The sequence below is a fragment of the Tabrizicola sp. genome (assembly GCF_031377265.1).
In the GTDB taxonomy this organism is placed as follows: Bacteria; Pseudomonadota; Alphaproteobacteria; order Rhodobacterales; family Rhodobacteraceae; genus JAUYQR01.
On sequence record NZ_JANMET010000146.1, the window covers coordinates 1 to 11,639 of the forward strand.

General features: G+C 65.3%; 11 protein-coding genes and 2 pseudogenes. 10 read left to right on the top strand and 3 right to left on the bottom strand.

Annotated elements, in window-relative coordinates:
* The 3 genes from RMO18_RS08235 to crtD all read right to left on the bottom strand — a co-directional run.
* A partial coding sequence (locus RMO18_RS08235) for an SDR family NAD(P)-dependent oxidoreductase (RefSeq protein ID WP_309665147.1) occupies positions 1-287 on the bottom strand: 287 nt, incomplete at its 3' end.
* Positions 288-347: 60 nt separating this feature from the next.
* Positions 348-1,217, bottom strand: coding sequence for a carotenoid 1,2-hydratase (gene crtC / locus RMO18_RS08240; protein WP_309665149.1), 870 nt, complete (start codon positions 1,215-1,217; stop codon positions 348-350).
* A gap of 41 nt (positions 1,218-1,258) precedes the next feature.
* The gene (crtD, locus tag RMO18_RS08245; RefSeq protein ID WP_309665151.1) at positions 1,259-2,779 is read right to left on the bottom strand and encodes a 1-hydroxycarotenoid 3,4-desaturase CrtD; all 1,521 of its coding nucleotides are present in this window, start codon (positions 2,777-2,779) and stop codon (positions 1,259-1,261) included.
* A gap of 137 nt (positions 2,780-2,916) precedes the next feature.
* On the opposite strand from crtD, the gene RMO18_RS08250 reads away from it, so the two are divergent.
* From RMO18_RS08250 to RMO18_RS08295, 10 genes and pseudogenes are all read left to right on the top strand, one after another.
* Positions 2,917-3,801, top strand: a complete 885-nt coding sequence (locus RMO18_RS08250; protein ID WP_309665152.1) for a polyprenyl synthetase family protein — start codon at positions 2,917-2,919, stop codon at positions 3,799-3,801.
* Entirely contained in the window at positions 3,798-4,961 is a 1,164-nt protein-coding gene (locus tag RMO18_RS08255) for a methyltransferase (RefSeq protein ID WP_405054034.1), read from the top strand. The genes RMO18_RS08250 and RMO18_RS08255 overlap by 4 nt, the downstream gene beginning before the upstream one ends.
* A gap of 129 nt (positions 4,962-5,090) precedes the next feature.
* Positions 5,091-6,035: a chlorophyll synthesis pathway protein BchC gene (bchC, locus tag RMO18_RS08260; RefSeq protein ID WP_309665153.1), complete on the top strand. Its 945-nt coding sequence runs from the start codon at positions 5,091-5,093 to the stop codon at positions 6,033-6,035.
* Positions 6,032-7,032 (top strand): annotated as a pseudogene (locus RMO18_RS08265) (chlorophyllide a reductase iron protein subunit X). Before bchC ends, RMO18_RS08265 begins: the two are co-directional and overlap by 4 nt.
* Before the next feature lie 63 nt (positions 7,033-7,095).
* Positions 7,096-8,664, top strand: a complete 1,569-nt coding sequence (gene bchY, locus RMO18_RS08270; RefSeq protein ID WP_309665154.1) for a chlorophyllide a reductase subunit Y — start codon at positions 7,096-7,098, stop codon at positions 8,662-8,664.
* A 115-nt stretch (positions 8,665-8,779) separates the two neighbouring features.
* A complete protein-coding gene (bchZ, locus tag RMO18_RS08275) occupies positions 8,780-10,279 on the top strand; it encodes a chlorophyllide a reductase subunit Z (protein ID WP_309665157.1) in 1,500 nt (499 codons plus the stop codon).
* On the top strand, positions 10,272-10,496 hold the full coding sequence (gene pufQ / locus RMO18_RS08280; protein ID WP_309665159.1) for a cytochrome PufQ: 225 nt from the start codon (positions 10,272-10,274) through the stop codon (positions 10,494-10,496). The genes bchZ and pufQ overlap by 8 nt, the downstream gene beginning before the upstream one ends.
* Positions 10,497-10,729: 233 nt before the next feature.
* The gene (gene pufB, locus RMO18_RS08285) at positions 10,730-10,879 is read left to right on the top strand and encodes a light-harvesting antenna LH1, beta subunit (protein ID WP_309665160.1); all 150 of its coding nucleotides are present in this window, start codon (positions 10,730-10,732) and stop codon (positions 10,877-10,879) included.
* 13 nt (positions 10,880-10,892) lie between these two features.
* Positions 10,893-11,075 (top strand): light-harvesting antenna LH1, alpha subunit, encoded by a 183-nt coding sequence (pufA, locus tag RMO18_RS08290; RefSeq protein WP_309665163.1) that lies wholly within the window; start codon positions 10,893-10,895, stop codon positions 11,073-11,075.
* Between the two features lie 126 nt (positions 11,076-11,201).
* Positions 11,202-11,639, top strand: a pseudogene (locus tag RMO18_RS08295) (photosynthetic reaction center subunit L); the annotation flags it as partial.

Here is an 11,639-nt window from a genome sequence, read left to right on the forward strand (position 1 = left end):
GCCTGTTCGAGGCTGCGCACGAAACCGGCCCCGGCGTTGTTGACCAGAACGTCGATCCGGCCTTCGCGGGCGATCACGTCAGCCACGGCAGCGCTGATGCTGGCATCGTCTTGCACATCCAGTTGCAGAACCGTCAGCGGCAGACCTGCCGCCGCCGCATCGAGCGGGCCGCGTTTTGCAAGGTCGCGCATCGTTGCATAGACCTTGTGGCCGGCCCTTGCGGCCTGCACGGACAGGCTGGCGCCCAGACCGGAGGACGTGCCGGTGATGAGGATGACCTTTGACATTCGGGTGGCTCCTGTAAACGCTCCGCGCGGGAGTATTTGTGTAGGGAGCAAATCAGAAGTTCAGTCGAAAGACCAGTTCCGGCGCCGGGGAACGCGCAGCGCGATCATCGGTTTCAGCCAAGGTTGGCGGTAACGGACCAGATCAAGGGCCTCGTGGACGCCGGTGGTGGGTTCGCCATCGATCGTGGTTTGCACCAGGCTGCGGGAATAAAACGGCGCATCCAGCATGTTGAGGCGCTGCTTTGGGGAGGTGCCGGGATCGGCGCGGGTTTCGCGGCGCACCTGCCAGAGGCTGCGGCGAAAGCGGGTCAGCGGCGGCGGGGTGATTTCGCGGACCTGACCTGCGGCATCGATTTCGACGCCAAGCGCCAGTTTCGAGCCGTCGATACGGGTGGCATCGTAAAAGCACACCGCACGGTCGCGCAGCGGATAGCGGCCCCAGGTCCAGAACCGGAAGTCGGCCTCAAGCGCGGCGGAGCCGAAATTGGCGTCAAAATAGCCGTGCCCCTGCCAGCGGTGGCCTTGGGTCAGGTTCACCTCGATATGCGCGGTGGGGGCGAAGGGGCGCCAGATATGGCGGGCATCGGGGGTCAGCAGCACCTCGGTATCGGTGATGGCTTGCGGCGTCAGGGTGATGGTACCGCGCACCGGGGTTACCAGTGGCGGGGCGGCGATTTCATTAACCGTTACAATCAGTTGATGGCCGTTCCAGTGCATTGACGAGGGGCCGACCTGCAGAGTGTCGCGCGATTGGCGCAAGGCCGGGCGGCCACGGTCTGTCATCGTGAAGCGCGCGCCGGGGCCGTAGGTGGCGACGTTGATGCAGGCGTGATCTTGCGGATCGCGCCTGCCGGACCAGCGATACCACGGCGAAAACACCGATCCGATGAAGCCGATCACCGACAGCGCGCGGCTGCCATCATCAGACACCCCGTCGATGTACCACCAGGCATAGCCGTCAGGCGGGACGTCTACCGAGAAGTCGGGCCGCGCGCTATCGCCTCGGCCGCGTGCCGACCGGAGAGGGCTGCCATCGGCACCCCCGCCCCCGGATGCGCCCCCCCGCCCGCCAGATACAGGCCCGCCAGCGCCGTCGTTGCCGGGGGGCGCTGGAAAGCGGCCATCAACCCCTCGGGGCTGCGCCCGTAGATCGCCCCCTGCGAGCCCGGGAACAGTTGACCCAGCATCGCGGGCGTGGTCAGCGCCGGGGCCTGCGGTTGCGGCGAGAAGGTCAGGCCCTGAGCCTGAAGCCGGTCGAAGGTGCGGCTGGTGCATTGCGAAAACTCCTGGCCCTTGGCGGGGTGGCCCTTGGCGGGGTGGCCTGTGGCGGGGTGGCCTGCGGGGCCGTTGACGATGATCTCGAAGCGTTCAAGGGGCCGGGCCGGGGGGCCGGCGGCGCGATCCTCGGCGCAGAGGTAGAGGCTGGGGTCCACAGGCATCTGACCACGGCCGATCGGGCCGAATTCGGCCTTTGGATCAGCGCTGAAGAAGACATTGTGGTGGATCAGGTTCCGGGCAATGTCGCCTTGCGGGGTCGCGGCAAACGACCAGACCCAGGCCGACAGGCTGCGCGGCGCGGTGGCGCGGGGGGCCACGGCGGAGGCCGGGCCGGTGCCAAGCAGGCCTTGGGTCAGGGCCGCGGGATCGCCGTTGAAGACGCAGGCGGTGCAGGGCAGGGTGCTGCCGCCCTCGATCTGCACGCCGGTGACGCGGCCATGCTGGGTGACGATGCGGCTTGCGCGGGTGGCGTAGCGGATGCGGACGCCAAGGCGTTGCGCTTGCGTTGCCAAGGCAAGTGCCAGTTGGTGCATGCCGCCCTGTACCGCCCAGACGCCCTGCGCCTCGGCCCGCCAGATCAGCGACAGGACGGCGGGGGAATGGCTGGGGCGACCGCCGACGTAGGTGGCGTAGCGGGCGAACAGCTGGATGAGGCGGGGGTCACGGAAGTGCAGTCGCAACAGGCGCGTCAGGGTCATGCCGGGCATCAGCGCAGGCCACAGGCGCGGCTGGCGCAGGGCGGCGCGGGCGATCTGGCCGAGGTTCGGACTGGCTGCCTGCATCACCGGGATGTCGAAGGTCTTGAACAGGCGCGCCGACAGCTGGTCGAAGCGGCGGAAGGCCTGAGCCTCACGCGGGCCGGCGAAGGTTTCGATGGCGGCGAGCGTTGCGTCGGGGTCGGCGTGCAGGTCAAGGCGGCTGCCATCGGGCCACCAGTGGCGCGCAAGGATCGGCTGCGGGATCAGGGTCAGGTGATCCTCCAGCCGGGTTCCGGCAAGGGCGAAGAGATCGTCGAAGACATGGCGCAGGGTCAGGACGGTGGGGCCTGCGTCCACCGGGCCGGCAGCCGAGGGCAGGGTGCGCATCTTGCCACCCGGGGTGGCGGCGGCTTCAACCAGCGTGACGGCTGCACCGGCGGCGGCAAGGCGGATGGCGGCAGCAAGGCCGCCCACGCCGGCACCGATCACCACCACTGTCTGGGTCTGCAGGTTCATCGCGCAAGTCTAGCGGTGGGGGGCGGGGTGTCCATACAGAATTACAGTGATGTGTAAGTTTTTGTTTACAGTCGCGCCCGGCTTGTGCAAGCTTTGGGCAACGACGATCAGGGCTGCAACGGCGGCGGGAGAGGGACATGGGCATCTCGGCACGAATCGAGGCGGCGGTGGCGGAGGCGATCCGGCTGGGGCAGGGGCGCGGCAGCGATGCGCCGGGACGGCTTGCTGCGGCGCTGGAGTATTCGGTTACGCCGGGTGGCGCGCGGATCCGGCCGACGATTCTGTTGAGTGTGGCGATGGCCTGCGGCGATGACCGGCCTGCCTTGAGCGATGCGGCGGCGGTGGCGCTGGAACTGATCCATTGCGCCAGTCTGGTGCACGACGACCTGCCGGCGTTTGACGATGCCGACATGCGGCGCGGCAAGCCCACGGTGCACAAGGCTTACGGCGAGCCGCTGGCGGTGCTGGCGGGCGACAGTCTGATCGTGCTGGCGTTTGAGGTGCTGGCGCGGGCGGCGGGCGATCAGCCACAGCGCGCGTTGCAGCTGGTCCGGGTGCTGGCGCAGCGCACCGGCATGCCGGGCGGGATTTGCGCCGGGCAGGCTTGGGAATCGGAGGCGCATGTCAATCTGGGCGCGTATCACCGGGCCAAGACCGGGGCGCTGTTCATTGCCGCCACCCAGATGGGTGCGCTGGCCGCCGGACAAGAGGCCGAGCCGTGGGAAGAGCTGGGCGCGCGCATCGGCGAGGCGTTTCAAGTGGCTGATGATCTGAAGGACGCGCTGCTTTCGGCGCAGGAAATCGGCAAACCTGCGGGCCAGGATGCGGCACATGGGCGGCCCAACGCGGTTGCGCAATTGGGCGTGCAGGGCGCGGTGCGGCACCTGAAGGACATTCTTGGCGGGGCCATCGCGTCGATTCCATCCTGCCCCGGCGAGGCGCTGCTGGCGCAGATGGTGCGGGCCTATGCCGAAAAGATGACACCGGTAGACCTGCAGGCCAAGGTGGCAGGCGTTCGATGACCGAAGCGGCGCCGCGGCGCAAAGCGCCGGGCCCCGGTCTGGCGGCGCGGCTGGCAATGCAGCCGTGGTTTCACCGCTTTTGCGCCCGCATGCCGGGCTTGCGCCGCATCGCCAAGGGCGAAGGCGAGGCGTTGTTCGAGATCGTTTCAGGGTTTGTTCGCAGTCAGGCATTGCTGGCCCTGGTGGAACTGCGGGTGCTGCACCGGCTGGCCGAACGTGGTGCCGACACGGCGACATTGGCGCAGGGCTGTGCCATGACACCGGAACGGATGGCGATATTGCTGCAGGCGGGGGCGGCGCTGAAACTGATCCGGCGGCGCGGCGATCTGTGGCGGCTAACCCCGCGCGGGGCCGCGTTCCTGACGGTGCCAGGGCTTGCCGCGATGGTGCAGCATCACCCGGTTCTGTACCACGACCTGTCTGATCCGGTTGCATTTTTCCGGGGCGAGACGCAGCCAGAGCTGGCTGGGTTCTGGCCCTATGTGTTTGGTGCCGGTGGGGCCGAAGACCCGGAACTGGCGGCGCGCTATTCGGCGCTGATGGCCGACAGTCAGGGACTGGTGGCCGAAGATACGCTGCGGCTGGTCGATTTTCGCGGGATCACGCAGCTGATGGATGTGGGCGGCGGCACCGGTGCGTTTCTGGCTGCGGTTGGTCGGGCGCACCCGAAGATCGCGCTGACGTTGTTCGACTTGCCCGCTGTGGTGGCTGGGGCCGAGGCGCGGCTGACCAGCACGGGTCTGACCAGCACGGGTCTGGCGAGCGCAGATCTGGCGAGCGCAGATCTGGCGGGCCGGGTGACGATCTGGCCCGGCAGCTTTCGTGACGATCCGTTGCCGCAAGGGGCGGATGCGATCAGCCTGATCCGGGTGTTGTATGACCATGCCGATGAAACGGTGGCGGCGCTGTTGGCCAGCGTGCTGGCCGCATTGCCACGCGGCGGGCGGCTGATCATCTCGGAGCCGATGTCGGGGGGGCTGCGTCCTGACCCCGCGACCGATGTATATTTTGCCATCTACACGCTTGCGATGCAGACCGGACGCAGCCGATCTGCCGCAGAAATTGCTGAAATGTGCCGAATTGCCGGGTTTCAGGCAATCAAGACGCATCCCGGACATCGCCCATACGTGACCTCGGCGGTGACCGCACAGCGCGACTGACGATTAGTCAGCGGAAGTGTCTAATTTATTTGACAGTTCAGATTGTAAGGTTAGACTTACACTATCAGATGGGTTTGCTGCCGACTCCCCCCTCAGAGGGAAAGGCGCGGCCCAGAGGGGGAGAGGCACTTGAGAACCACCGCTGTCATCTTGCACGGACCGAAGGACCTGGGGCTGGAAAGCCTTGGCCTGATTGCGCCGGGTGACGAGGATCTGGTGGTCGAAGTTGCCCATTCCGGCATTTCCACCGGCACGGAAAAACTGTTCTGGTCCGGCACGATGCCGCCGTTTCCGGGCATGGGCTATCCGCTGGTGCCGGGGTACGAGGCGTCGGGCGTGGTGGTCGAGGCCGGGGCGAATTCGGGCTTTTCGGTGGGCGAACATGTGTTCGTGCCGGGGGCCAATTGCTTTGCGGGCAATGTGAAGGGTCTGTTTGGCGGCGCATCGCGGCATCTGGTGACCAAGGCGGGCCGGGTGGCGCGGCTGGATGCCGGAATGGGGCCGCAGGGCGCGCTTCTGGCATTGGCGGCAACCGCGCGGCATGCGCTGGCCGGGTTCAACACCGCGTTGCCCGACCTGATCGTGGGGCATGGCACGCTGGGCCGGTTGCTGGCGCGGCTGACGGTGGCGGCGGGTGCGCCTGCGCCGACAGTCTGGGAAATCAACCCGGAGCGCCAGTCTGGCGCGGTGGGGTATGAGGTGATGTCGCCCGAGGATGATCCGCGCCGCGACTACCGTGCGATTTATGATGCGTCGGGGGCGGTGGGCCTGATCGACACGTTGATCCCGCGTCTTGCAAGGGGCGGCGAGGTTGTGCTGGCGGGGTTCTATACCGAACCCGTGGCCTTCGCCTTTCCGCCCGCCTTCATGAAAGAGGCGCGCATCCGCATTGCCAGCGAATGGACCCCGGAAGACCTGACCGCGACCCGGTCGCTGATCGAAAGCGGCGCGCTGTCGCTGGACGGTCTGATCACCCACACCCGCCCGGCGGCAGACGCCCCGGCGGCCTATGAACAGGCGTTCAGTGACGCCAACTGCTTGAAAATGATCCTTGATTGGAGTGGCCACGCATGAACGACGTTCCGAACCTCAAGGAATTCGACAACCGCCTGCGTGACGAGGCGCATGAAGAGCCTTCGCTGGAAATCCCGCAGGGGGAGCCGACGAAAAAAACCCAGATCATCGCGATCTATGGCAAGGGCGGCATCGGCAAGTCGTTCACGCTGGCCAACCTCAGCCACATGATGGCCGAGATGGGCAAGCGGGTGCTGCTGATCGGCTGCGATCCGAAATCGGACACCACGAGCCTGCTGTTTGGTGGCAAGGCGTGCCCGACGATCATCGAAACCTCGACGCGGAAAAAGCTGGCGGGCGAAGAAGTGAAGATCGGCGATGTCTGCTTCAAGCGCGGCGGCGTGTTCGCGATGGAACTGGGCGGGCCAGAGGTCGGCCGGGGTTGTGGCGGGCGCGGGATCATCCATGGCTTTGAACTGCTGGAGAAACTCGGGTTCCATGACTGGGACTTTGACTATGTTCTGCTCGATTTCCTCGGCGATGTGGTCTGCGGTGGCTTCGGTCTGCCGATTGCGCGCGACATGGCGCAGAAGGTGATCCTGGTCGCCTCGAACGATTTGCAGAGCCTGTATGTCGCCAATAACGTCTGCTCGGCAGTGGAATACTTCCGCAAGCTTGGCGGCAATGTCGGCATCGCGGGGCTGGTGATCAACAAGGATGACGGCACCGGTGAAGCGGCAGCTTTTGCCGAGGTGGCGGGGATTCCGGTGCTGCATCGATCCCGCAGAATGACGATCTGCGCAAGAAATCTGCGAATTATCAGATCGTTGGCAGCTATGAAAGTGAGTGGGGACCGCTGTTCGCATCGCTTGGTGATGCGGTGGCGATTGCGCCGCCGGTGCGCCCGAAGCCGCTGACGCAGGACGGCCTTCTGGGCCTGTTCAGTGCCGAGACGACGGGGGCGGATTTCGTGCTGACGCCTGCAACCGACCTTGACATGCGCGGCAAGAACGCGGCGCCGAAAGCATCCCTGGAAGTGGTGTATGACAATGTGTGACCTCGAAGCCCTTGCGAAACTGGAAGCCGCGCTGAAGGCCATTGCTGCCAAGGGTGGCAAGTGATGGCTGGCGAAGTCCGCTATGATCTGGCTGCTGACACCCCGGTTGCGGAGGGTGTCTCCCTTCCGGCCGATGGGCAAGCGCCGGTAATCTCGGATGGAATGGGCTGCCATGCCGGGGCCGCGACGATGGAGGCGGCGGCGCGGTCGGCGGGGAATTCCGACCTGCTGGACGGCTATGCCCGCGACTATCCGCAAGGCCCGCACGACAAGCCGCAATCGATGTGCCCGGCCTTCGGGTCGCTGCGGGTTGGCTTGCGGATGCGGCGGGTGGCGACGGTGCTTTCGGGATCGGCCTGCTGCGTCTATGGGCTGACGTTTGTTTCGCACTTTTACGGCGCGCGCCGGTCGGTGGGCTATGTGCCGTTCAACTCGGAATCACTGGTGACCGGCAAGCTGTTCGAAGACATCCGCGATGCGGTGCATGAACTGGCGGACCCGGACCGCTATGATGCGGTGGTGGTGACAAACCTTTGTGTTCCAACGGCTTCCGGGGTGCCGTTAAAGTTGCTACCGTCTGAAATCAACGGCGTACGTATCGTCGGCATCGACGTGCCGGGGTTCGGCGTTCCGACCCATGCCGAGGCCAAGGACGTGCTGGCGGGGGCGATGCTGAAATACGCCCGCGCCGAGATTGAGGCCGGACCGGTGCAGGCGCCCGAAAAGGGCCGGTCGGATCGCCCGACCGTCGCGCTGCTGGGCGAGATGTTCCCGGCCGACCCGATGATGATTGGCGCGATGCTGGCCCCGATGGGCCTGGCCGCGGGGCCGGTGGTGCCCTGCCGTGAATGGCGCGAGTTGTATGCGGCGCTGGACAGCAAGGTCGTGGCGGCAATCCACCCGTTCTACACCGCCTCGATCCGCGAGTTTCAGGCGGCGGGGCGCAAGGTTGTGGGGTCTGCCCCGGTTGGTCTTGACGGCACGATGGCGTGGATGGCGGCGATTGGCGAGGCTTACGGCGTGCCTGCCGCGCAGGTGAATGCGGCGCAGAATGCGTTCGGTCCGGCGATCAAGGCGGCCTTGGCGGCCACGCCGATCAAGGGCCGGATCACGGTATCGGGCTATGAGGGCAGCGAGTTGCTGGTCGCCCGCCTGTTGATCGAAAGCGGCGCGGAGGTGCTCTATGTCGGCACCGCTTGTGCGCGCAACGAATGGAGCGAGGCCGACCGCGACTGGCTGGCATCCAAGGGTGTGGCGGTGAAGTACCGCGCCAGCCTTGAGGACGATTGTGCCGCAATGGAAGGCTTTCGCCCCGATCTGGCGATTGGCACGACCCCGGTGGTGCAAAAGGCGAAAGAGCTTGCGATTCCAGCGCTCTATTTCACGAACCTCATCTCGGCTCGGCCGCTGATGGGGCCTGCCGGGGCGGGGTCGCTGGCGCAGGTGATCAATGCGGCGATGGGCAACAAGGATCGTATGGACGGGATGAAAGCCTTCTTCGAAGGTGTCGGCTCCGGCGATACGGCGGGCATTTGGGAAGGCAGCCCGAACCTGCGGCCGGACTTCCGGGCGATCCATCAGAAGAAACTCGACAAGGCCGCGACGGCGGCGAAGGCGGAGGAGATGATATGATCCGCTCTTCGATCCGCCCATCGATCCGCCCATCGATCTGCGGCGCAGCGGGGGTTTCACACCCCCGCACCCCCGTGGGATATTTCTGGACAGATGAATGGGCTGGAGGGCAGGAATGCTGATCCAGGATCATGACCGGGCGGGGGGCTACTGGGGCGCGATCTATGCCTTCTGTGCGGTCAAGGGCCTGCAGGTGGTGATTGATGGGCCGGTGGGCTGCGAGAACCTGCCGGTGACCAGCGTCTTGCATTACACCGATGCGCTGCCGCCGCATGAGTTGCCGATCGTGGTGACGGGTCTGGGCGAAGGCGAGATGAGTTCCGGCACTGAGGCGTCGATGGCGCGGGCGTGGAAAACGCTTGATCCGGCGCTGCCTGCCGTGGTGGTGACGGGCAGCATTGCCGAGATGATCGGCGGCGGCGTGACGCCTGCGGGCACCAATATCCAGCGCTTTCTGCCCCGCACCATCGATGAGGATCAGTGGCAATGCGCCGACCGGGCGATGACCTGGATCTTTACCGAGTTCGGGATGACCAAGGGCCGGATGCCGCCCGAGGCCGAGCGGCCTGAGGGCGCGAAACCCCGCGTCAACATCCTTGGGCCGATGTATGGCGTGTTCAACATGGCGTCGGATCTGCACGAGATCCGGCGGCTGGTCGAAGGGATTGGTGCCGAGGTCAACATGGTGATGCCCTTGGGCGCGCACCTGGCCGAAATGCGCAATCTGGTGAATGCCGACGTCAACATCGTGATGTACCGCGAGTTTGGCCGCGGGTTGGCGGAATGTCTTTGCAAGCCTTATCTGCAGGCGCCGTTCGGGCTGGAGTCGACCACAAAGTTTCTGGAAACGCTGGGCGAGATGCTGGGGCTTGACCCGCAGCCCTTCATCGCGCGGGAAAAGCATTCGACACTGAAGCCGGTCTGGGATCTGTGGCGCAGTGTCACCCAGGATTTCTTTGCCACGGCGAACTTCGCTATCGTGGCGAACGAGACCTATGCCCGCGGAGTGCGGCACTATCTGGAGACGGACCTCGGGTTGCCCTGCGCATTCGCGGTGGCGCGGGTGCCGGGCAAGAAGACCAATAACGAAGCGGTGCGTGCGATGTTGAAACAGCACCGGCCGCTGATCGTGATGGGGTCGATCAACGAGAAGATGTATATGGCGGAGATGAAGGGCGGGCCCGGATCATTTGGGGGCCCGGCGCCGAGTTTCATCGCTGCGAGCTTTCCCGGTGCAGCGATCCGCCGGCACACCGGCACGCCGTTCATGGGCTATGCCGGCGCGGTGTGGATCTTGCAGGAAGTGTGCAACGGTCTGTTCGAGGCGCTGTTCCACATTCTGCCGCTTGGCACCGACATGGACAGTGCGGCGGCCACCCCCACCACATTGCGGCGCGACTTCCCCTGGGATGTCGATGCGCAGATCGAACTGAACCGGATCGTCAGCGAACACCCGGTTCTGACACAGATTTCGGCCGCGCGCACGCTGCGCGATGCCGCCGAGAAATCGGCACTGGACCAAGGCGCGGAACGCGTCGTTCTGGAATTCGTCGCGGCCTTGCGGAACACTCCGCAGCCCGTGGCACCTAAACCCAAGGGAGGGTCGCATGAGTGATCATACAGCCGGAGACCACGGCGGGCACCACGCCCACCGCACGCCACGCGCGGAGTTCAGGATTTACTTCACGCTGATTTTTCTGGTGGCGATCCCCTTCGCCATGGTGGCCTGGGTGCTGAAGCTGGTGACCGAACGTCAGTTGCCGGTGCATGGCCCGCTGGCCCGCGCCTGGCGCGAGGCCGGGGCGGTCACGCCCGCGATCTTCCGGCCCTGACGGGATACGCCCTTCGCTTTCCGCCGGTTGCGGGAGGTGCAGTTCGACCGGGACCGGACATCCCGGACGCTTAACGATCCAGCGGCCTGTGCGCCCACAACCGCCGGAGATGACATTCACCGCAGCCCCTCCGTCTTGGAAGGGGGGTGCGGAGAAACTCGGGGAGGCATACCGCCGATCCGTGAACCCCGCCACAGGGTATGTGGCGTCAGTCTGCCCATCCGGAGGATAGTATGGCTGATAGAAGTGACCTGAGTTTCACAGGTCTTACCGACGAGCAGGCGCAAGAGCTGCACTCCGTCTACATGAGCGGGCTTTGGTTGTTCGTAACCGTAGCCGTTATCGCTCATCTGGCGGTGTTCATCTGGCGTCCGTGGTTCTGAGGAGGAACAAGACATGTCCAAGTTCTATAAAATCTGGCTGATCTTTGACCCCCGTCGCGTGTTTGTGGCGCAGGGCGTGTTCCTCTTCTTGCTGGCAGCGATGATCCATCTCGTCCTGCTCAGCACCCCCGATTACAACTGGTTCGACCTGGCATCCGCGAAGTACGATCGCGCTGCCGTGGTTCCCACGGAATAATCGGGCCTACCCAAGTTGCGGGCGGCTGCCGCTGGCTGTCGCCCGCCACCACCTTACGGAATTCAATGTCTGGCTAGGCCGCCCACGCCCAGTGGGGACTGGTCTTGCGCATGTGGAGAGGGAAGCATGGCACTGCTCAGCTTCGAAAGAAAATATCGCGTGCCGGGTGGCACGCTGGTTGGCGGGAACCTGTTCGACTTCTGGGTCGGCCCTTTCTACGTCGGCTTCTTTGGCGTCACGACTTTCTTTTTCGCGGCGCTGGGAACCATCCTGATCTTTTACGGCACGGCGATGGAGGGGGTGTGGAATCCATTCCTGATCTCGATCGACGCGCCGCCGGTGGAATACGGGCTGGCCTTCGCGCCCCTGCTGAACGGGGGGTTGTGGCAGCTGATCACGATCTGCGCCATCGGGGCCTTTGTCAGTTGGGCCCTGCGCGAGGTTGAAATCTGCAACAAGCTGGGGATGGGCTATCATGTGCCCTTTGCCTTCGGCGTTGCAATCTTTGCCTATGTGACGCTGACGGTGATCCGGCCGATCCTGATGGGGGCGTGGGGTTACGGG